At 62.2% G+C, this 21951-nt stretch carries 16 protein-coding genes and 1 pseudogene; 6 read left to right on the top strand and 11 right to left on the bottom strand.

The window, feature by feature from the left end:
- Nucleotides 1-165 precede the first annotated feature (165 nt).
- Nucleotides 166-1476, bottom strand: a complete 1311-nt coding sequence (locus K5R88_RS06335; protein ID WP_008031098.1) for an MFS transporter — start codon at nucleotides 1474-1476, stop codon at nucleotides 166-168.
- 161 nt (nucleotides 1477-1637) lie between these two features.
- Between K5R88_RS06335 and K5R88_RS06330 the strand changes: the two genes are divergently transcribed.
- The 4 genes from K5R88_RS06330 (at nucleotide 1638) to K5R88_RS06315 (ending at nucleotide 7344) form a co-directional block, all read left to right on the top strand.
- Nucleotides 1638-2759, top strand: a complete 1122-nt coding sequence (locus K5R88_RS06330; protein ID WP_008036866.1) for a sugar diacid recognition domain-containing protein — start codon at nucleotides 1638-1640, stop codon at nucleotides 2757-2759.
- A gap of 241 nt (nucleotides 2760-3000) precedes the next feature.
- Complete coding sequence (locus K5R88_RS06325; protein WP_207284405.1) at nucleotides 3001-4143, top strand: glycerate kinase; 1143 nt, start codon at nucleotides 3001-3003, stop codon at nucleotides 4141-4143.
- 346 nt (nucleotides 4144-4489) lie between these two features.
- Complete coding sequence (locus K5R88_RS06320; RefSeq protein WP_226299458.1) at nucleotides 4490-6115, top strand: methyl-accepting chemotaxis protein; 1626 nt, start codon at nucleotides 4490-4492, stop codon at nucleotides 6113-6115.
- A gap of 41 nt (nucleotides 6116-6156) precedes the next feature.
- The gene (locus tag K5R88_RS06315) at nucleotides 6157-7344 is read left to right on the top strand and encodes a pyridoxal phosphate-dependent aminotransferase (RefSeq protein WP_226299457.1); all 1188 of its coding nucleotides are present in this window, start codon (nucleotides 6157-6159) and stop codon (nucleotides 7342-7344) included.
- Nucleotides 7345-7461: 117 nt separating this feature from the next.
- Here K5R88_RS06315 and K5R88_RS06310 read toward each other — a convergent pair whose 3' ends face one another.
- The 10 genes and pseudogenes from K5R88_RS06310 to K5R88_RS06265 all read right to left on the bottom strand — a co-directional run bounded on the left by K5R88_RS06310 (nucleotide 7462) and on the right by K5R88_RS06265 (nucleotide 19612).
- Nucleotides 7462-8439 (bottom strand): NAD(P)-dependent oxidoreductase, encoded by a 978-nt coding sequence (locus tag K5R88_RS06310; protein ID WP_226300238.1) that lies wholly within the window; start codon nucleotides 8437-8439, stop codon nucleotides 7462-7464.
- Between the two features lie 21 nt (nucleotides 8440-8460).
- The gene (locus K5R88_RS06305) at nucleotides 8461-9759 is read right to left on the bottom strand and encodes an MFS transporter (RefSeq protein ID WP_226299456.1); all 1299 of its coding nucleotides are present in this window, start codon (nucleotides 9757-9759) and stop codon (nucleotides 8461-8463) included.
- Between the two features lie 105 nt (nucleotides 9760-9864).
- Nucleotides 9865-10851 carry a sugar kinase gene (locus tag K5R88_RS06300; RefSeq protein ID WP_226299455.1) on the bottom strand — a complete coding sequence of 329 codons (987 nt, stop codon included), beginning with the start codon at nucleotides 10849-10851 and terminating at the stop codon, nucleotides 9865-9867.
- The gene (locus K5R88_RS06295) at nucleotides 10844-11626 is read right to left on the bottom strand and encodes a sugar phosphate isomerase/epimerase family protein (RefSeq protein ID WP_192227067.1); all 783 of its coding nucleotides are present in this window, start codon (nucleotides 11624-11626) and stop codon (nucleotides 10844-10846) included. Before K5R88_RS06295 ends, K5R88_RS06300 begins: the two co-directional genes overlap by 8 nt.
- A gap of 154 nt (nucleotides 11627-11780) precedes the next feature.
- Nucleotides 11781-12806, bottom strand: a complete 1026-nt coding sequence (locus K5R88_RS06290; RefSeq protein ID WP_317850748.1) for a LacI family DNA-binding transcriptional regulator — start codon at nucleotides 12804-12806, stop codon at nucleotides 11781-11783.
- Between the two features lie 138 nt (nucleotides 12807-12944).
- Nucleotides 12945-13553, bottom strand: coding sequence for a LysE family translocator (locus K5R88_RS06285; protein ID WP_226299454.1), 609 nt, complete (start codon nucleotides 13551-13553; stop codon nucleotides 12945-12947).
- Nucleotides 13554-13605: 52 nt separating this feature from the next.
- Complete coding sequence (locus K5R88_RS06280) at nucleotides 13606-14445, bottom strand: AraC family transcriptional regulator (RefSeq protein WP_226299453.1); 840 nt, start codon at nucleotides 14443-14445, stop codon at nucleotides 13606-13608.
- A 76-nt stretch (nucleotides 14446-14521) separates the two neighbouring features.
- Nucleotides 14522-15163 carry a DUF1345 domain-containing protein gene (locus K5R88_RS06275; RefSeq protein WP_207284400.1) on the bottom strand — a complete coding sequence of 214 codons (642 nt, stop codon included), beginning with the start codon at nucleotides 15161-15163 and terminating at the stop codon, nucleotides 14522-14524.
- A gap of 178 nt (nucleotides 15164-15341) precedes the next feature.
- Nucleotides 15342-18440, bottom strand: a complete 3099-nt coding sequence (locus K5R88_RS06270) for an efflux RND transporter permease subunit (protein ID WP_226299452.1) — start codon at nucleotides 18438-18440, stop codon at nucleotides 15342-15344.
- A gap of 15 nt (nucleotides 18441-18455) precedes the next feature.
- Nucleotides 18456-19612, bottom strand: a pseudogene (locus tag K5R88_RS06265) (efflux RND transporter periplasmic adaptor subunit).
- 295 nt (nucleotides 19613-19907) lie between these two features.
- Here K5R88_RS06265 and K5R88_RS06260 point away from each other — a divergent pair.
- On the top strand, nucleotides 19908-20609 hold the full coding sequence (locus K5R88_RS06260; protein ID WP_008031130.1) for a response regulator transcription factor: 702 nt from the start codon (nucleotides 19908-19910) through the stop codon (nucleotides 20607-20609).
- Nucleotides 20610-20613: 4 nt separating this feature from the next.
- Nucleotides 20614-21915: an ATP-binding protein gene (locus tag K5R88_RS06255; RefSeq protein WP_226299451.1), complete on the top strand. Its 1302-nt coding sequence runs from the start codon at nucleotides 20614-20616 to the stop codon at nucleotides 21913-21915.
- Nucleotides 21916-21951 lie beyond the last annotated feature (36 nt).

Here is a 21951-nt window from a genome sequence, read left to right as displayed (position 1 = left end):
CTCAATCAAATACCAGAACAACCGCATGGGGCAAACACAATTATTGCCCCCCCCCACAATCAAATGTGGGAGCGAGCCTGCTCGCGATTGCGGTTCAACATTCAACAGCTATGTTGACTGACACTCCGCTATCGCGAGCAGGCTCGCTCCCACAGGGGACAGGTGTCAGACGCGCAGGGTGCGGGTCATGCGCAACGCCAGCAGGCTGCCGCAGACAATCACGCCCGCCAGCAAGTACAACGCGGCATCGGTCGAGCCAGTAGTGTCCTTGACCCAACCGACCAGGTACGGGCTGAGGAAGCCGGCCATCTGGCCCATCGAGTTGATCAACGCCAGGCCACCGGCAGCCGCGCCGGCGCTCAGCAGTGCGGTCGGCACCGGCCAGAACATCGGCAGGCCGGTGAGGGCGCCCATGGTGGCGATCGTCAGGCCAAGGATGGCGATGGCAGGCGTGGTGGCGAAGTTCACGGCGATCAGCAGGCCCACTGCGCCCATCAACATGGGTACCACCAAATGCCAGCGACGTTCTTTGCGCAAGTCCGCCGAGCGGCCGACCATCAACATGAACACGGCCGCCAGCAGGTACGGGATCGCACTCAACCAGCCGATCACCAGGTTATCGTTGAAGCCCAGGTTCTTGATGATCGACGGCAGCCAGAAGTTGATCGCGTAGACCCCGCTCTGGATGCAGAAGTAGATCAAACCGAACGCCCAGATTGCCGGGTTCTTGAACACCGCCAGCAGCGAGTCGGTGGTGGTTTTCGGTTTGTTGGCCAGGTCTTCAGCGTGGTCGGCTTCCAGCACCGAGCGTTCGAACGGCGTGAGCCATTTGGCGTTGGCGTAACTGTCGCTCAGCAGGAAGTAGGCGAGGGCGCCGAGGATCACGGTCGGGATGCCTTGCAGCAGGAACATCCACTGCCAGCCGGCCAGGCCGCCCTGGCCCGCAGCGAAGTGGTTGAGGATCCAGCCGGAGAACGGGCTGCCGAGCAGGCCGGACACCGGGATCGCCGACATGAACAGCGCCATGATGCGGCCACGGCGGAAGGTCGGGAACCACTGCGAGAGGTACAACACCACGCCCGGGAAGAACCCGGCTTCGGCCGCGCCGGTGAACAGGCGCAAGGTGTAGAACTCGGTCGGGGTGGTGACGAACAGCAGGCAGGTCGACAGCGTGCCCCAGGTGATCATCATCAGCGCGATCCAGCGGCGCGGGCCGAATTTGGTCAGCGCCAGGTTGCTCGGTACGCCGCACAGCACGTAGCCGATAAAGAAGATCCCGGCGCCGAGGCCGTACACGGTTTCACTGAACTTCAGCGCGTCGAGCATCTGCAGCTTGGCAAATCCAACGTTCACCCGGTCGAGGTAGTTGAACAGGTAGCAGATGAAGATGAAGGGGATCAAACGCAGGGTAATGCGTTTGTAGACGGCGTTTTTTTCGTCAACGATGGCCTGGGTAGCGGCGGCGCTCTGTGACATGGCGGGCTCTCTCTTTATTATGATTTTTTGCGATGCAAAGGGTAACGTTGATCGCCCTGAGAGTCTCGACCACCCTCAGGGCTGCTGTCTTTGTGCCTGAGCACAGGGTTTGCAACCAAGCCCTGTGCGGGTGAACAACCGCGCTTTGAAGGACCACCACAATGTTCGAACTCGATCACGACCTGGCCCAGGACATCGTCGACCGGGCGATGGCCATCCTGCCTTACAACGTCAACGTCATGGACAGCCAGGGGTTGATTCTCGGCAGTGGTGAACCGGAGCGGGTCAACACCCGGCACGAAGGCGCGCAACTGGTGCTGGCCAACGGGCGGGTGGTGGAAATCGATGCGCAAACCGCTATCCACCTCAAGGGCGTACAACCGGGTATCAACCTGCCGCTGTTGCTCGATCAACGGCTGATTGGCGTGCTCGGCATCACCGGCGAACCCGAGCAATTGCGCACCTACGCCGAACTGGTGCGCATGACCGCCGAGATGCTGGTGGGCCAGCGCAATCAGCAGGCCGAACAGCAATGGCGGCGCCAGCGTTGCGATGATTTGCTGGCGTTGCTGCTCAGCGAGGCAGGGGATTCGCCGCGCTTGATCGATGAGGCGCAACAGCTTGGGCTCAAACCGCAACTGACGCGGGTGCCGTATTTGTTCGAGCTGGGAATGGAGCACGGTCCGGGGCAAACCGTCGACGCACTCAGCGCCTGGCTGACCTCGCGCTACCCGGACAGTTGGTGCGTGAGTTCGGCCAAGTCGTCGTTGCTGTGGTGCCGGCCGGCCAACCAGGCGATCGAGAACGACCGCTTGCTGGAAAAGCTCGACGGCCTCGGCTGGAATATCTTGCGCATCGCCGTGGGCGGGCAGGCCGACGGCTTGTCGGGTTTGCGCCGTTGCTATCGGCGGGTCGGCGACTTGCTGGCCTATGGGCGCGATGTACTGCCGCATTCACGTCTGCTGACGCTGACCCGTTATCGATTGCCGGTGATGCTCTGGCGCCATCGCAACGATGATGCGCTGGACGAATTGCTCAAGCCCTTGCGCAAAGTCATCGCCAAGGACGGCAACGGCCAATTGCTGGCGACGTTGCGCAGTTGGTGCGATCACGACGGCCAGAGCCAGGCCTGCGCCGATGCGCTGGGCATTCACCGCAACAGCCTGCGTTACCGGATGGAGCGGATTGCCGAGCTCAGCGGCGTCGACCCGTTGCGCCTCGATGGCATGCTGGCGCTGTACCTCGGCGTGCAGCTACTCCCACAAACAGACGCAAATCCATGACGTTGTGAACACGTCCTTGTAGGAGCCGGCTTGCCGGCGATGGCGTCCTCGAAATCGCCATCGCCGGCAAGCCGGGCTCCTACAGGTTTTTCGGCGTACTTGAGATTGCTTTCGCGAGCAGGCTCGCTCCCACCGGGTTTTGTGAAAATGAACAATAATCCTCCGTGCCACTTGTGCAGCGGACCGGCGTTATTGTTCAGGCCGGCTGGCAGCATGGGGGCATTGGAACTGGAGAATTCGCATGAAAATCGTCATCGCCCCCGATTCGTTCAAGGACAGCCTCAGCGCACAAGGCGTGGCCGATGCCATTGCCCTTGGTCTGGTTGAAGTCTGGCCCGATGCGCAACTGGTCAAATGCCCGATGGCCGATGGGGGCGAAGGCACGGTCGAGTCGATTCTGGCCGCCTGCGAAGGTCAACTCCGTCGCACTCGCGTCAAAGGGCCGCTGGGCACAACGGTCGACGCCGCGTGGGGCTGGTTGCCCCAGAGCCTCACCGCCATCATCGAGATGGCCGAGGCCAGCGGCTTGCAACTCGTTCCGCCGGGGCAACGCGATGCGTGCATCAGCAGCACCTTCGGCACCGGTGAGTTGATCCGCGCGGCACTCGACGCCGGGGCGCAACGGGTGATCCTGGCGATTGGCGGCAGCGCCACCAACGACGGCGGCGCGGGGGCGATGCAAGCGCTGGGCGTGAAACTGCTCGATGCACAAGGCCAAACCCTGGCGCCCGGCGGATTGGCACTGGCGCAACTGGCGCGCATCGATCTCAGTGACATCGATCCGCGTCTGACCGACGTGCGCTTCGACATCGCCGCCGACGTCAACAATCCACTGTGCGGCCCCCACGGCGCCTCTGCGATTTTCGGCCCACAAAAAGGCGCAACGCCTGCGCAGGTCGAGCAGCTGGATCGCGCCCTCGGGCACTTCGCCGGGCTTTGCGCCCAGGTCCTCGGCAATGACGTGCGTGACGAGCCGGGCAGCGGCGCGGCGGGTGGCCTGGGGTTTGCCGCCAAGGCCTTCCTGGGCGCGCAGTTCAAAGCCGGGGTTGAAGTGGTCGCGGAATTGGTCGGCCTGGCCGATGCGGTCAAGGGCGCCGACCTGGTGATCACCGGCGAAGGCCGCTTCGATGCGCAAACCCTGCGCGGCAAGACACCGTTTGGTGTCGCACGCATCGCCGGGCAACACGGCGTACCGGTCATCGTCATCGCCGGCACCTTGGGCGAGGGTTATCAGGCCCTGTACGAACATGGCATCGACGCCGCGTTTGCCTTGGCGAGCGGGCCGATGACCCTGGAGCAGGCGTGCACCGAGGCGCCACGGTTGTTGCGCGAGCGGGCGAGCGACATCGCCCGGGTCTGGCGTATCGCCAAACGCCAATCCTGAATACCCCACGGCCATTGTAGGAGCGAAGCTTGCTCGCGAAGAACGTGAGGGCAACGCGTTCATCCAGACAACCTGCGTCATCGTTGACGACCTTCGCGAGCAAGCTTCGCTCCTACAGGGGGACGCGGCGAACCAAAGATCAGTGTTTCACGGATGAAACACTCGTAATCCCTTGAAATATATTTCGCAAATCCCCGCAAAAATCCTCAACCCCAGCCGATACAGATATCAGGCGCACACAAACCTATTACAACAGTGGCGCCAGCCTGAGCGGTGCGCCTCAATGCCCGCCCGCCAGTGATCACGGCAAGGACGCTCGAAGACTCAATCACCCGAGTATCGTCCTATGTCCCTGCGTAATCTGAACATCGCGCCTCGAGCTTTCCTGGGTTTTGCCTTCATTGCCTTGCTGGTCATCGTGCTGGGTGTATTTGCCGTGAGCCGCATGACGACCATTCGCCAGGCATCGGTCGATATGGAGACGACGCAACTGCCCAGCATCGGGTTTTTGGGCAACATGACGGAAAACGTCCTGCGCATGCGCATCCTCTCGTTCCGGGTGTTGGTCAACCGCGAACCCGCCGCGTTGCAGGAAGCCCAGACTCGCATCAGCGTCCTCACCGACAAGCTGCGCAGCGCTCAGGCCAGCTACGCAGCCTTGCCCGCCCAGCCAGAAGAAGCCGCGCTGTACAAGACGTTCACCGCCACCCTCGACACCTATATGCAAGCGCAGAACCAGATGATGGAACTGTCGCGGCAGAACAAGCTGGATGAGATGCGCACCCTGATCAATACGCGGATCAAGGACGGCACCGACCAGATGGGCGAGCAGCTCAATAAACTGGTGGCACTCAACACCACCGATGCGAAGACCGCTTCGGCCGAAGCGGGCGAACACTACAGCAACGCCATCACCGGCATCGTGGTCGTTGCGGTGATTGCCGCGCTGATGACCGTGTTGCTGGCCTGGCTGTTGACCCGCAGCATCGTCACCCCGCTGAACCGTGCATTGCAGGCTGCTGAAACCATCGCGGGCGGCAACCTGCGCAACGTCATCGAAGTCGATGGCAAGGATGAGCCGGCCCGTTTGCTCGGCGCCTTGTCCACCATGCAGGCCAGTTTGCGCAAAACCATCGAGCAGATCGCCGGTTCCGCCACGCAGCTGGGCGCCGCCGCCGAAGAGCTGAGCACGGTCACGCAAGAAGCGTCCCGCGGTCTGCAACAGCAAAACAATGAAATCGAACAAGCCGCCACAGCAGTCAACGAAATGACCGCCGCCGTGGAAGAAGTGGCGCGCAACGCCGTGTCGACTTCCGAAGCCTCGAACCAGTCGACCCAGGCTGCTCGTGAAGGTCGCGACCGCGTGGTGGAAACCGTCGATGCGATCCAGACCATGACCCACGACGTGCAGAACACCTCGCTGATGATCGAAGGCCTGGCCGCTCAGGGGCGGGACATCGGCAAGGTGCTGGACGTGATTCGCGCCATTGCCGAACAGACCAACCTGCTGGCACTGAACGCCGCGATTGAAGCGGCCCGTGCCGGTGAAGCCGGGCGTGGTTTTGCAGTGGTGGCGGACGAGGTGCGGGCGTTGGCGCATCGTACGGCGCAATCGACTCAGGAAATCGAGAAGATGGTGGCCGGCATCCAAAACGGTACGGGGGAGGCGGTTTCGTCGATGCAGCAAAGCAATCAGCGCACCCACAGCACCCTGGAAATGGCCCGAGCCGCCGGTGTCGCGCTGGAGCAGATCACCCAGTCGATCCATCTGATCAACGAACGCAACCTGGTGATCGCCAGCGCGTCCGAAGAGCAGGCGCAGGTGTCCCGTGAAGTCGACCGCAACCTGGTGAACATCCGCGACCTGGCGACCCAGTCCGCTGCCGGGGCCAACCAGACCAGCGCTGCCACCCACGAACTGTCGCGCCTGGCCGTTGATTTGAATGCCATGGTGGCGCGTTTCGTGATTTGAGATAGGGTTGAGACTAGGAACACGCGCGATTGGAGAAATACATGCGCTATTCAGCCTTGACCCAACGAATTGCCGGAGACGGCGCTGCGGCCTGGCAGATTCATTACCGAGCTTTGGAATTACGAGAGCAGGGCGTTGATGTGTTGCTGTTGTCGGTGGGTGATCCGGACTTCGATACGCCGCGTCCCATCGTCCAGGCGTGCATTGACAGCCTGCTGGCTGGCGACACGCATTACTCGCAAGTGCGCGGCAGTCGCGGGCTACGCGACAGCATCGTCAACCGTCACCGGCGTTGCAGCGGTCAGGAGATCGATGCGGATCAGGTGATTGTGACGCCCGGCGCCCAGTGCGGGGTGTATTCGGTCGTGCAATGCCTGCTCGATCCGGGCGATGAAGTGATCGTCGCCGAACCGATGTACGTGACCTATGAAGGCGTGTTCGGTGCCTGCGGGGCGAAAGCGGTGCCGGTGGCGGTGCGTCCGGAGAACGGCTTTCGCGTTGATCCGGCGGATGTCGCGGCGCTGATCACGCCGAAAACCCGCGCGCTTTTGCTCAACAGTCCAAACAACCCTTCCGGTGCCAGTCTGTCGCTGAAGATCTGGCAGGAACTGGCGTCGCTGTGTATTCGGCACAACCTGTGGCTGATCAGTGACGAGGTTTACAGCGATCTGTTGTACGAGGGCGAGCACATCAGCCCGGCCAGCCTGCCGGGCATGGCCGAGCGCACCGCGACGCTCAACAGCCTGTCGAAATCCCACGCCATGAGCGGCTGGCGGGTCGGTTGGGTGATCGGGCCCAAGCCCTTGATTGACCATCTGGAACATCTGTCGTTGTGCATGCTGTTCGGCATTCCGGACTTTGTGCAGAAGGCGGCGCAGGTTGCGCTGGAGGGTGATCTGCCGGAAGTGGCAATGATGCGCGAGGAATACCGTCAGCGGCGCGACCTGGTGTGCGCGAGCCTGAGTGCGTGCCCGGGGGTGCGGGCGGTTCGGCCGGATGGCGGGATGTTTGTGATGGTCGATGTGCGCCAGACCGGGTTGTCTGCCCAGCACTTCGCCGAGCGGCTGCTGGAGGGCTATGGCGTTTCGGTGCTGGCCGGCGAAGCGTTCGGGCCAAGCGCGGCGGGGCACATCCGGATCGGGTTGGTGGTGGATCAACGGAAACTGGCGGATGCGTGTCGGCGGATTGCGTTGTGTGCGGCGGATCTTTTGGAAGCGCGCCGGGCCTGACAGATTTGTGTTGGCAATGCCGGCCCCTTCGCGGGCAAGCCTCGCTCCTACAGGTGCTGCGTAATCCCGTAGGAGCGAGGCTTGCCCGCGAAGACTGACTGACAGGCGACTAAATCTTCAACCCTTCCACGCCCGCGTATTCACCAGATTCTTCGGCCGCTCACCCGCCAACGCTGCCAGCAGATTGTCCACCGCACACGTCGCCATCGCTTCGCGCGTCTCATGGGTCGCCGAGCCAATGTGCGGTGTCGCCACCACGTTGTTCAGTTGCAACAGCGGCGAGTCCGGGTTCAGCGGTTCGCGTTCGAACACATCCAGCCCCGCTGCGCGAATCTGCCCGGAACGCAACGCTTCGATCAGCGCCGTTTCGTCCACCACTTTGCCCCGTGAAATGTTGATGAAGATCGTCTCTGGACGCATCAGCGCAAACTGTTCAGCACCGATCAGCCCCTCGGTTTCCACTGTCAGCGGCAATGTCAGGCAAACGAAATCGGCCTGCTGCAACAGCTCCGGCAGGCTGCGGTATTGCGCATTGAAGCGCTGTTCCACCGCCGGTTTCGGCGAGTGGCTGTGATAGATCACTGGCATGCCGAAACCGAAATGCCCGCGTTGGGCCAACGCTTCGCCGATTCGCCCCATGCCAATGATGCCCAGGGTTTTGCCGTGCACATCGCTGCCGAAATGCACGGGGCCGATGTTGCGGTTCCACTGGCCGGCACGAACCATGTTCGCCAGTTCCACCACGCGCCGGGCCGTCGCGAGGATCAGCGCAAAGCCGGTGTCGGCGGTGGTTTCGGTGAGCACGTCCGGGGTGTTGCTGAGCAGGATTCGCCGCTCGGTCAGGTAGTCGATGTCGTAGTTGTCGACGCCTACCGAAACGCTGGCGATGGCGCGTAGATTCGGCGCCAGATCCAGCAGGCCCGCGTCCAGTTTCAGACTGGCACCGAGCAACCCGTGAGCGCGGGGCAGGGCCTCGCGCAGTTGCGCCAGGCCATCGGCGTCGAGGTTGTCGATCAGCGTCACGTCGGTCTGCTCATGCAGGCGAGCCATCAGCAACGGTGAGAGTTTCTTGTACAGCACGACCTGCTTTTTCATCGTATTCATCTCTGCATCAATTCAAGGATGGGCGGCGGTCGGGCGTGTTTGCGCAACCGCAGGACGTTCCCGGTCGCTGGCGCCGGGCTTGAGGAGAATTGTCAGCACCACCGAAAACATCAGCGCGCCGCTCATCAGCAGGTACGACGCGCCCGGCGAACCGGTGGAGCTGTTCAGGTAACCGACCAGATAAGAGCCGCCAAACGAGCCCAGCGCGCCCATGCTGTTGATCAACGCCATGGCGCCACCGGCGACGTTGGACGGGAGGATTTCCGGGATGATCGCGAAGAACGGTCCGTAAGGCGCGTACATGCAGGCCCCGGCAATCACCAGCAGGGTGTACGACCACCAGAAATGTTCGGCGCCCAGCGCGTACGATCCGTAGAACGCAATCGAGGCGATCAGCAGCGGTGGCCAGACAAAGCGTTTGCGCTTTTGCAGTTTGTCCGAGCCCCAGGACACCAGCAGCATCCCGATCACCGCCGCCAGATACGGCAGCGCCGACAGCCAGCCGGCTTCGACCATGTCCATTTGCGCGCCGGCCTTGAGGATCGACGGCAGCCATAGCACGAAGCCGTAGACGCCGATGCTCCAGCAGAAAAATTGCAGGGCCAGGATGATCACTTTCGGCGAGCGGAAGGCCTCGGCGTAGTTCTTCACCGCCTTGATACCCACCTGTTCGGCGGCGAGGGCGCTTTCCAGATCGTGCTTTTCGGCGTCGCTGAGCCACTTGGCCTGGGCCGGACGATCATCCGCCAGACGCCACCAGATAAACGCCCAGAGCACTGCCGGCAAACCTTCGATGATGAACATCCAGCGCCAGCTGTAATGCTGCACCAGATAGCCCGACACCACCGACATCCAGAGCATGGTCACCGGGTTGCCGAGGATCAGGAAAGTATTGGCCCGCGAGCGTTCGGCACGGGTGAACCAGTGGCACAGGTAGATCAGCATGGCCGGCATCACCGCGGCTTCGACCACGCCGAGCATGAAGCGAATGACGATCAGCCAGTAGGCGTTGGAGACGATCCCGGTGAGCGTCGCCAGGCTGCCCCAGAGGATCAGGCTGACGAAAATCAGCTTCTTCACACTGTGTTTTTGCGCGTAGATCGCGCCCGGCACCTGGAAGAAAAAGTAGCCGAGGAAGAACAGTGCGCCGAGCATCGACGACAGGCCAGGCGTGATCATCAGGTCGGCGGCCATCCCGGAGGCGGCGGCGAATCCGTAGTTGGCGCGGTCCAGGTACGCCAGGCTGTAGGTGATGAACACGATGGGCATGATGTACCACCAGCGGCGGGTGGCGAGCGTTGCGGTTTTCATGAGTGGTGCTCCTGAGCTTGTTGTTTTTGTCGCAGCAGGTAACGGGTTTAAATCTTCGGTGATTGAGCGGGCCTCATCGCTAGCAGGCTAGCTCCCACACTGGATCTATAGGCGACACAAATCCCCTGTGGGAGCCAGCCTGCTGGCGATAGCGGTCTCGAATTCGATGGACATTTCGGATCGGGTCGGCAACCCCTCCATATCCCCACGACTCTGTACCGCACGGCTACCAATCCAGTTGGCGCGTTTCACGGCGTCGGCAACGCTGTGGTTTTCCAGCAGCGCGCTGATCATGCCGACGGCAAACCCGTCGCCGGCACCGACCGTGTCGACCACCGTTTCCACGGGCACGCCCGCCACGAAACCGTCATCCAGATGCGTGCGGTAATACGCGCCGTGCGGGCCGAGCTTGATCGCCACCGCTTCGGCACCCTGGTCGAGGTAAAACGCGGCGATGTCAGCCGGGTCTTCATAGCCGGTCAGCAAACGACCTTCACTCAAACCCGGCAGCACCCAGTCGGCGAGGGCGGCGAGGCGGTTGATTTCGCTGATCATCTGTTGCGTGCTGGCCCACAGGCTCGGGCGCAGGTTCGGGTCGAAGGACACACTGCGCCCGGCTTCACGCATGCGCGTCATCAGTTCGAAAGACATCTGTCGCGCCGTTTCCGAGAGCGCCGGAGGAATGCCGGTGGCGTGCAAGTGCCGCGCCTTGAGCAGTTCGGGGATGATCGACTGCGGCGACAAATGACTCGCCGCCGAACCGCGCCGAAAGTACTCGACCCTGGGATCGTCGCCATCGTCGGTACGTGACTTGAGCTGAAACCCGGTCGGGTGTGCGGCATCGAGGGCAACGTTACTGCAATCCAGGCCTTCCTTTTTCAAGGTGTCGATTACGAAGCGCCCCAGAGAGTCGTCGCCGACCCGGCTCAACCACGCCACCTTGAACCCCAGTCGCGACAACCCGATGGCGACGTTGCTGTCGGCCCCGGCAATGCGTTTGTGAAAGTGGTCGACGTTGGCGAGGTCGCCATTTTGATCGGCGACAAACATCGCCATGGTTTCGCCGAACGACAGGATATCGATCTCAGACATGAGCGCTCTCCAGGCGTGCTTGCCCCAAGTGGGCGAGGGCGGCGACATGCTCGGTGGTGAGCTGCACCAGGTCATCGGCTTGCAGCGGATATTCCGCGGCCCGCATCACGCCTTGGGCCATGTGCCGCAGCAGTTGTTCCCACGAATGCAGGTCGCTGGCAGCAGGCGGCATGGCGACCAGTTTGCCGTCGGCCCGGCGTGACACGGCTTTGCAGTGCACGTAGCCGACGTGGCGCCCGAGCAGACGCGCGGCGCTGCTGGCGGACTGGTCCTGCCAGTGCCAGTTGCCGATGTCGAAGGTCATTTTGATCGGCAGATTGTGTTGCTCGACCGCTGCGAAAAAACGCTGGAACGGTTCGATGCGACCGCCGTGCAGGGTCTGATCGTTTTCCACCAACAGTTGCACGGCGCTTTTGCCCAGGATCCGGGCGAGGGTTTGCAGGTCGCTGGTGTCGGTGAAGTAACCGAGGGACACCTTCAGCCATTTGGCGCCGAAGGCCTGGGCGCGTTGCAGGGCGGTGATCAGTTGCGGATTGGGTTTCGACTGGCCGGCCAGCCACAGTTCCATCGGCGAGGAATACACGCTTTCGAGGCCTTGCGCCTGGGTGGCATCGGCCAGTTGGGCGGGGTCTTCAACAGTCAGCAATTCTTCGCGCCATTCGATGTGGCTGGCGCCCGCAGCGGCGAGGATATCGATGAAACTGCCTTGACCGCGCTGGCGGACGAGGTCGGCGCCGTAGCTGGAGAGGCTGATGGAAACGGGTGGTTTATGCATTGTCATGGACCTCTGAAACCGGTTTCATTTTTGTTCAAAAAAAGAGGATGAGGTTTTGTGGTGGTCTTTCGGGCCCTTTCGCGGGCAAGCCTCGCTCCTACGGGTTGTCGGTGTCCTGTAGGAGCGAGGCTTGCCCGCGAAGGGGCCGAAACATTCACCGAGAATTTCCCAGGGTCGACCCACGCACAATCAACCGAGCCGAAAAATCCATCGTCCGCACCGGCCCGTCATCCCCGCGCAAACGCTTGAGCAAGCATTCAAACGCACTTGCACCCATCTCGGTCGTCGGTTGGGCGAGGGCGGTGATGCCGCTGCCCACCAGCGGGTACCAATCCAGGTCATCAAGGGCGATCAAGCCGACATCCTCGAACAACGTGCACTGCAATTCGCGCAACGCATGGGTCGCGGCCAGCGCCGCAATCCCGTTCGCGCAGAACAGCGCCTTCGGGCCGGGGCCGGGTGTATCGAGAAAGGTTTTGAGGTTTGCGGTGAGGTCACTGCCGGTTTCGCTCATCGTTCCGCGCAGCGCCGAACGCCGGGCGATCTGCGCCTTGAAACTGCTGACTCGTTCGATCCGTGAGCTGGTGCCGTCAAACGGTTCGGTAACCAGCAGCACATCGCGGTATCCGCGTTCTTCAAGGTGGGCGATGGCGATCTCGACCGCTGCCGGGTTGTCCAGCCCGACCATGTCACTTTCGAGGTGCTCGACCTTGCGGTCCACCAGCACCAGCGGCATCTCGCGATGCAGTTCCTGCAATTCGTCGCGGTGGTGGCCGAGGGTGTTCACGATCAGCCCTTCGATGTTGTACGAGCGCAGCAGGGCCAGGTGCTGGCATTCCTGCTCGTCATCGCGGTCGGTGTTGCACACCACCAGGCTGTAGCCGTGTTGACGGCAGGCGGTTTCCACCCCGTGCATCACGGCAATCGAATAAGGGTTGCGGATGTCGGCGACCAGCATGCCGATCAGGCGGGTTCGTCCACGTTTCAGACCGCGAGCCATCTGGTTCGGGCGATAGCCCAGTTCGGCAATCGACTGTTCGATGCGCAACGCAATCGCATCGGACAGCAAGGCGCGATCCTCGCCGATGAACCGCGACACGCTGGCCTTGGAGACCTTGGCGTGTTCGGCGACATCAAGCATGGTCACGCGGCTGCGCTGGGCGGCGGAGAAATCGTTCACGGTCTGAAACCTTCTTATTGGAGTTATAAGGTCCGTGCGTTTGAGATCGCACTGAAACCGGTTTCAGAAGACACCAAAAGCAAATACGCCGTCAAGCCCCGCATCGTCGATTGTCCGACAATGGCCGACGAATGGGATTCAGGCCCAAAGACTCAACCAGGCCGATCCCAACAGCAACAGGGCCATGCAGCGATTGAAGCGTTGCATTGAGCGAGGTGAGCGCAACCAGCGCGTGGAGCCCGCGCCGAGCAACGCCCAGACCCCAAGGCAGGGCAGGGAAATCAGAAAGAACGCCAGCGACAAAACCATCACATGGGCCAGGCGCTGTTCGCCGGCCCCGGCAAAGACACTGACAACCGCCAGCGCCATCATCCAGGTTTTCGGGTTGATCAGTTGCAGGCCGGCAGCGCCCAAAAGACCGAGCCGGGCGTCGGCATCTCGGGTGGTGACGGCTTCTGCCGGAGCGTTGAAAATCTGCCAGGCGAGGTAACTCAGCCAGGCGACGCCGATCCACTGCATGGCGGTTTGCACGAAGGGCCAAGCGGTCAACGACGCCCCGGCACCGCTGCCGACCAACAACACAATTGTCGCGGCGCTGGCACAGGCGCCGAAGATGATCGGCACGGCGGCCACCAAGCCGTATCGGGCACTGTTGCTCAACACCAGAATGTTGGTCGGGCCGGGCGTGATCGACGCCACGAACGCAAACAACAGGAAGGGCAGTAACGTCGGGAAAGTGGACAGCATCGCGGGCAAACTCCGGTGAAGATCTTTGAAGTCGATCTTCACAATCCCACGGTTAACTGTCTGGAAGATTTGAGCAGCGCTTGCGATACAACGCGGGCGTCAGGCCGTAGGCCCGCACGAACCAACGGCCCAGATGACTCTGATCGGCGAACCCCAACGCCATGGCCACCGTGGCCGGTTGTTCGCCTCGGGCCAGCATTCTGCGGGCCGTGGCCAGGCGCAATTGCACCAGATAGGCGTGCGGGGCGATGCCGTAGGCAGCCTTGAAGGCGCGGGTCAGGCGAAAGCGATCGACGCCCGTTGCGGCGGCCAGTTGGTCGAGGCCGATGTCCTCGTGGGCATGGGCGTGCAGATACTCCCGAGCCTTCTGCGCCACCAACGGCAATCGCGGGTCTTCGCCATAACGGGCACGCCAGTGCAGGTGAGTGGTGAGGCGCTCGAGCAGTCCGTCGAGGGCAGTCTGGCGGACAATTTTCAGCTCGCCGTTGTGCAGGGCCTGAAACGCCAGGCTGGTGGCGTGGGCCAGGCGCACGTCGGTGGCCAGGGTATTGGCGAAGCTCAATTGACTGTTGTCCGGCGCGTTGTCGAACACGGCACTGAGCTCGCGCTTCAACCACTGCGGGTCGAGGTACAGCATGCGGTAGGTGAAACCATCGACCGTCGGTGCTTCGCCGTCGTGGATGTCACCCGGTTCGAGCAAAAACACTTTGCCCGGCGTGCTCTGGTGCCTGGCCCGCCGGCAGTTGAATTGCTGCACCCCTTGCTCGGTGACGCCCACCAGATAGCTGTCATGCCAGTGCTGATCGTAGGCGTGGCCCTCGAAATGCGCGCGCAGCGTCTCGATGCCGGTGTCGGCGTCCTGGGCCAGGTCGATCCAGTTGTGAGTGGTCATGCTGCACCTGCGAGACGGATTGCCGGGTTATTTAACGCCCGTGGCGAGGGCGATGCCTAGAACGTTTGTGCACGGCTCAGTTGAACAGGCCCGCAGCGATGTTGATCGAGAACCCGAGAATCGCGGTGTTGAACAGAAAACCGATCAGCGACTGCGCGAGCACAATCTTGCGCAATTCCCGAGTGGCCACGCCGACATCAGAGGTCTGCACGGCTGCGCTGATGGTGAACGAGAAATACAGGAAGTCCCAATAATTGGGGGTGGTCAGCCCTTCAGCGAAGCGCAAAGCCGGGTCTTTGCCGGCCCAGGTGTAGAACAGGCGGGCGTAATGCACGCTGAAAATCACCCCGATCAACAGCCATGAACCGATGACGGTCAGTGCGGTATACCCGTAATGCAACAGCTTGCGGGTGGTTTCCAGGTCCTTGCTGCCGGCCAGTTCGAAGGTGATGGTCGCCAGGCTGGCGATGGCGGCGATGCACACCACGAACAGCACCAGCCCGGCGTTCTCGTCTTCGACTTCGGCAATGCGTTTCACATCCGGCGCTTTGGCGCGGGCGGCGAGCCAGAGCATCAGCACCAGATACGACCAGACCCCGGCGTTCCAGCCGAAGAGGATTTTGCTGATGATCGAATCGGCCGGAGCCAGAATGCCCACCGCAACACCGAGGGTCGCAGCGGCGGACAGGCGAGGGTGGGTGCGGGCGAGGAAGGGCATGTGAACTCGATGGGCCAGGGTATGCAAACACCTTAGCCCAGCGTGGCCCCCTCTGACCAACACCGACCCCTGTAGGAGCGAGGCTTGCCCGCGAAGGCGCTGTAACAGTCAATACTTCACTCGACTGACACACCGCCTTCGCGGGCAAGCCTCGCTCCTACAAGGGGGATGTGTGCGGTCAGGTTTTCTTGTGGCGCTTGCGCACCAGTTTCATCACCACCACAAAAAACACCGGCACAAACACCACCGCCAGTGTCGCGGTGATCATCCCGCCAATCACCCCGGTGCCGATGGCTTGCTGGCTTGCCGAGCTCGCGCCAGTGGCGATCGCCAGCGGCACGACGCCGAGGATGAACGCCAGGGACGTCATGACGATTGGCCGCAGGCGCAGGCGCGCGGCTTGCAGGGTGGCGTCGATCAGGTCGTGGCCTTCGTCGTACAAGCTCTTGGCAAACTCGATGATCAGGATCGCGTTCTTCGCCGACAGGCCGATGATGGTGATCAGCCCGACCTTGAAGAACACGTCGTTGGGCATCCCGCGCAAGGTCACGGCCAGCACGGCGCCGAGCACGCCGAGCGGCACCACCAGCAGCACCGAAGTCGGAATCGACCAGCTCTCATACAACGCCGCCAGGCACAGGAACACGATCAACAGCGACAACCCGAGCAGGATCGGCGCCTGGCTGCCGGACAGCCGTTCCTGCAGCGATAACCCGGTCCATTCCTGGCCCAGGCCCGCTGGCCCTTGCGCGACCAGTCGCTCGATTTCCGCCATGGCTTCACCGGTGCTGTGACCTGGCGTCGGTTCACCGGAAATACTGATTGCCGGATAGCCGTTGTAACGGGTCAACTGCGCCGGGCCCTGAGTCCATTTGGCCTGGACGAAGGCGGACAGCGGCACCATTTTCCCGCTGCTGTTGCGCACGTGGATCTTCAGCAGGTCGGCGACCTGACTGCGTTGATCGCCTTCAGCCTGAACCACCACCCGCTGCATCCGCCCCTGATTGGGGAAATCGTTGATGTAAGCCGAACCGACTGCGGTGGACAGCACGCTGCCGATGTCGGTAAACGAAACCCCCAGCGCATTCGCCTGTTTACGGTCGACGATCAGTTGCACTTGCGGCGCTTCGGCCAGCGCGCTTTCGCGCACGTTCATCAGGACCGGACTTTTCTCGGCGGCTGCCAGCAACGCGGTACGCGCCTGCATCAGCGTGGCATGGCCGAGGCCGCCACGGTCCTGCAAGCGGAACTCGAAACCGCTGGAGGTGCCGAGGCCGTCCACCGGCGGCGGCAGGACCGAGAACGCCATGGCGTCCTTGATCTGGCTCAGCGCGATGTTGGCGCGGTCGGCAATCGAACTCGCCGAGTCATCGCTGCCGCGATCCGACCAGTCTTTCAACGTGGTAAACGCCAGCGCCGCGTTTTGCCCGCTGCCGGAGAAGCTGAAACCCAGAATCACCGTGCTGTCGCCGACACCCGGTTCGGTGGCGTTGTGCGCTTCGATCTGCTCGACCACCTGCACCGTGCGATTTTTGCTCGCGCCGGGTGGCAGTTGAATGTCGGTGATGGTGTAACCCTGATCCTCCACCGGCAGGAACGAAGAGGGCAGACGACTGAAGCACAGCCCCAGACCGATCAGCAGCACGCCGTAGATCAGCAGGTAACGACCGCTGCGTTTCAGCGCATAAGCGACCCAGCCCTGATAGCGCTCGGTCAGTTGCTCGAAGCGTCGGTTGAACCAGCCGAAGAAGCCGCCCTTGGCGTGATGCTCACCCTTGGCAATCGGCTTGAGCAGCGTTGCGCAGAGCGCCGGGGTCAAGGTCAGGGCGAGGAAGGCCGAAAACAGAATCGAGGTGGCCATCGACAGCGAGAATTGCCGGTAGATCACCCCGACCGAGCCCTGCATGAACGCCATTGGAATAAACACGGCGACCAGCACCAGAGTGATGCCGATGATCGCCCCGGTGATCTGCTTCATCGCTTTGCGCGTCGCCTCTTTGGGCGACAGGCCCTCGGTGGCCATGATCCGTTCGACGTTTTCCACCACCACGATGGCGTCGTCCACCAGAATGCCGATGGCCAGTACCATGCCGAACATGGTCAGTACGTTGATCGAGAACCCCAGCGCGAGCATGGTCGCAAAGGTGCCCATCAGCGCCACTGGCACCACGAGGGTCGGAATCAGCGTGTAGCGGAAGTTTTGCAGGAACAGGAACATCACCGCGAACACCAGCACCATCGCTTCGATCAGGGTGTAAACCACTTTGGTGATCGAGACTTTGACGAAAGGCGAGGTGTCGTACGGGATCTTGTATTCCACATTGGCCGGGAAGTAGCGCGCCAGTTCATCCATCTTCGCCCGCACCAGCGTCGCAGTGCTGAGGGCGTTGGCGCCGGGCGACAATTGCACGCCGACGGCGGTGGACGGCTTGCCGTTAAGGCGCGTGCCGAACTGGTATTCCTGGCTGCCGATCTCGACCCGCGCCACATCACCGATGCGCACGGTGGAACCGTCCGGATTGGCCTTGAGCACGATGTCAGCGAATTCTTCCGGGGTCGACAGCTGGCCTTTGACCAGAACGGTTGCGGTGATTTCCTGGGTGGTGCGGGTCGGCAGGTCGCCGATGCTGCCGGCCGAAACCTGGGCGTTCTGCGCAACGATGGCGGCGTTGACGTCGGCCGGTGTCAGGTTGAAACCGATCAGTTTTTGCGGGTCGATCCAGATCCGCATCGCCCGCTCGGCGCCGTACAGCTGGGCCTTGCCGACACCGTCCAGGCGCTTGATCTCGTTCATCACGTTACGCGCCAGGTAATCGCTGAGCGCCACGTCGTCGAGTTTGCCGTCAGTAGACGTCAGGGTGATCAGCAGCAGGAAACCGGCGGAGACTTTCTCCACCTGCAAACCTTGCTGGTTGACCGCTTGCGGCAGGCGCGACTCGATGACTTTCAGGCGGTTTTGCACATCCACCTGAGCCATCTCCGGGTTGGTGCCCGGTTGAAAAGTCGCCTTGATCGTGGCGCTGCCGAGGCTGCTTTGCGATTCGAAATACAACAGGTGATCGGCACCGTTGAGCTCTTCCTCGATCAGGCTGACCACGCTTTCGTCCACGGTTTGCGCCGAGGCGCCCGGGTACACGGCATAGATTTCGATCTGCGGCGGCGCGACATCGGGGTACTGCGCCACCGGCAACTGCGGAATGGACAGGGCACCGGCCAGCAGGATGAACAGGGCAACCACCCAGGCGAACACCGGGCGGTCGATAAAGAACTGCGGCATAGAAAAGCGTCCTGCTTACTGACCAGAAACCTGGGCAAGTGGAAGAGGGAATCGTCGATCTGTACTTTCTCGCCGGGCTTGGCGTGTTGCAGGCCTTCGATGACGATGCGGTCGCCAGACTTGAGGCCTGCGGTGACGATCCAGCGATCGTTTTGCACGGCGCCCAGCTCTACGGTTTGCTGGCCGACGCGCAGTTCCGCATCGAGCACCAGCACCTGCGCAACACCCGCGCTGTCGCGTTGAATGGCGCGTTGCGGCACGCTGATGCCTTGCTGGTTCACCGCTTGTTCCAGGCGCACCCGCACGAAGCTGCCCGGCAGCAAGTCGAGGTCCGGGTTGGGAAACTCGCTGCGCAGGATGATCTGGCCGGTGCCCGGATCGACGGTGATGTCGGTGAACAGCAGCTTGCCCGGCAGCGGATAGAGGCTGCCGTCATCCTGAATCAGCGTGGCTTTGGCCTGACCCTGACCCACTTCCTGCAACTGGCCGGAACGGAAGGCGCGGCGCAGGTCGTTGAGTTCGCGGGTCGACTGGGTGAGGTCGGCATGAATCGGGTTCAACTGCTGGATCAATGCCAGCGGCGTGGTTTCGTTCTGCCCGACCAATGCGCCTTCGGTGACCAGTGCGCGGCCGATGCGCCCGGAAATGGGGGCGGTGACGGTGGCGTACCCGAGATTCAGTTTCGCTCGATCCACGGCGGCTTTATTGGCCGCGACTTCAGCGGCGGTTTGCCGTACGGCAGCCCGGGCGTTGTCGTAATCCTGGCCGCTGATGGCATTGCCTTCGATCAACTGGGCGTAGCGCTGTTCTTGCAGCCTGGCCTGGAAGGCGTTGGCCTCGGCCTTGCGCAGCGAGGCTTCGGCGCTGTCCAGGTCAGCCTTGAACGGTGCCGGGTCGATGCGGAACAGCACATCGCCTTTTTTCACGTCGCTGCCTTCGTGGAAGGCGCGTTGCAACACCACGCCGGCGACCCGGGCGCGCACTTCGGCTATCCGTGGCGCGGCGATCCGTCCGCTCAATTCGCTGGTGATCGACAGGGGCCGCGGTTTGATGGTCTCGATGCGCACGGTGGCCAACGGCGCCTGCTCTTCAGCGCTCGTGGATTTGTCACACGCGCTCAGCGTCAACGCCAGGGCAAGCAGGCTGAGCTTGGCAAGCAGGTTCTTCGACATGTAAATACCCCAATAATGAACTCCCGCATCCTACGGGGAGGCGACGAGGGTAGCGGTGAAGCTTTGTTGGTGCTGTGTGAAATTGTGTAATGGTTTTGCTCAGGCACGGGTGAGGGCGTATATCCTTCACGGCTTGAAATTTATTGCGCCTGTCAGGCAGTCATCGCTAGCAGGCTAACTCCCACAAGGGATCTCATGTGGACACAAACATTGTGAACACCACTGAACCCCTGTGGGAGCTAGCCTGCTAGCGATGGCGGCATAACAGCCGCCACTGCACTCTCTGGAAACACCCATGCCCAACATCCTCCTGGTCGAAGACGACACCGCGCTCTCCGAGTTGATTTCCAGCTACCTGGAACGCAACGGCTACTCCGTCAGCGTGATCAGCCGCGGTGACCACGTGCGCGAGCGTGCGCGGGTCAATCCGCCGGACCTGGTGATCCTCGACCTGATGTTGCCGGGGCTCGACGGCCTGCAAGTCTGTCGCTTGTTGCGCGCGGATTCGGCCACGCTGCCGATCCTGATGCTCACCGCCCGCGACGACAGCCACGATCAGGTGCTGGGCCTGGAAATGGGCGCCGATGACTACGTCACCAAACCCTGCGAACCCCGCGTGTTGCTGGCCCGCGTTCGTACGCTGTTGCGCCGCAGCAGCCTCAGCGAACCGCAGACTGCCAACGACCGCATCCTCATGGGCAATTTGTGCATCGACCTGTCCGAACGCACCGTGACCTGGCGTGAACAACTGGTCGAGCTGTCCAGCGGCGAATACAACTTGCTGGTGGTGCTGGCCCGGCATGCCGGCGAAGTGTTGAGCCGCGACCAGATTCTGCAACGCCTGCGCGGCATCGAATTCAACGGCACCGACCGCTCGGTGGACGTGGCGATTTCCAAGCTGCGACGCAAATTCGACGACCATGCCGGCGAGGCGCGCAAGATCAAGACTGTTTGGGGCAAGGGTTACCTGTTCAGCCGTTCCGAGTGGGAATGCTGAGGCGATGTTCAGAATCCTCTTTCGCCTGTACCTGGTGACGATCATTTCGTACAGCGCGGCGATCTATCTGGTGCCGGACGTGGTGATCAAGGTCTTCCAGGAGCGCTTTGTCACCTACAACCTCGATTACTCGCGCGGGTTGCAGTCGCTGATCGTCAAGCAGTTTCACGCCGTGCCCGAAACGCAGTGGTCAGCGTTGGCGGCCGAGATGGACAAGGAATTCAACCCGCTGCACATCGTCCTCAGCCGCAATGACGATGACGGCCTGACCCTGGCGGAACAGAAACGTTTGCAGCGTGGCGAGAATGTCGTGCGCATCGGCGACTGGGGCTGGCGCACGCTGGCGGTGGCACCGTTGAACTCGCAAACCGTCGTGCAAATGGTCGTGCCGCCGGACCCGCTGGACGTGAATTTGCTGTACTGGAGCATCAACGTGTTGATCGGCGCGACCATGCTCGCGTGCCTGTTGCTGTGGCTGCGCCCGCACTGGCGCGACCTGGAGCGGCTCAAAGGCACGGCTGAACGCTTCGGCAAGGGGCATTTGAGCGAGCGCACCCAGATCCCCACCCATTCCAACATTGGTAGCCTGGCCAACGTTTTCGACACCATGGCCGGCGATATCGAAAACCTGCTGAACCAGCAGCGGGATTTGCTCAACGCGGTTTCTCACGAGCTGCGCACACCGCTGACCCGCCTGGATTTTGGCCTCGCGCTGGCACTGTCCGACGATTTGCCGGCGGCCAGTCGGGAGCGCCTGCAAGGGCTGGTCGCGCACATTCGTGAACTGGATGAGTTGGTGCTGGAGCTGCTGTCTTACAGCCGCTTGCAAAACCCGGCCCGGCTACCGGAGCAGGTTGAAGTGTCGCTGGATGAGTTCATCGACAGCATTCTGGGCAGTGTCGATGAGGAGCTGGAGTCCCCTGAAATCGTGATCGACGTGCTGCTTCACGGCCAGCTCGAACGCTTCACACTCGATCCACGGCTGACTGCCCGGGCGATTCAGAACCTGCTGCGCAACGCGATGCGCTACTGCGAGAAGCGTATTCAGATCGGGGTTCAGGTCTGTGCCAAGGGGTGTGAAATCTGGGTCGATGACGATGGGATCGGCATTCCCGATGACGAGCGCGAGCGGATTTTCGAGCCGTTTTATCGACTGGATCGCAGTCGCGATCGGGCGACGGGCGGCTTTGGCCTGGGATTGGCGATCAGTCGGCGGGCGCTGGAGGCACAGGGCGGCACGCTCACCGTCGAACCGTCTCCGCTGGGCGGCGCACGGTTCCGTTTGTGGTTACCGGTCCCGGCCTGATGACCGCCGCAAAACCTGTGTAGGAGCCGGCTTGCC

Origin of the sequence: Pseudomonas sp. MM213 (assembly GCF_020423045.1) — a bacterium.
GTDB lineage: Bacteria > Pseudomonadota > Gammaproteobacteria > Pseudomonadales > Pseudomonadaceae > Aquipseudomonas > Aquipseudomonas migulae.
The sequence above is the reverse complement of the archived record's forward strand: the minus strand, read 5'-3'. Positions and strand labels throughout refer to the sequence as shown.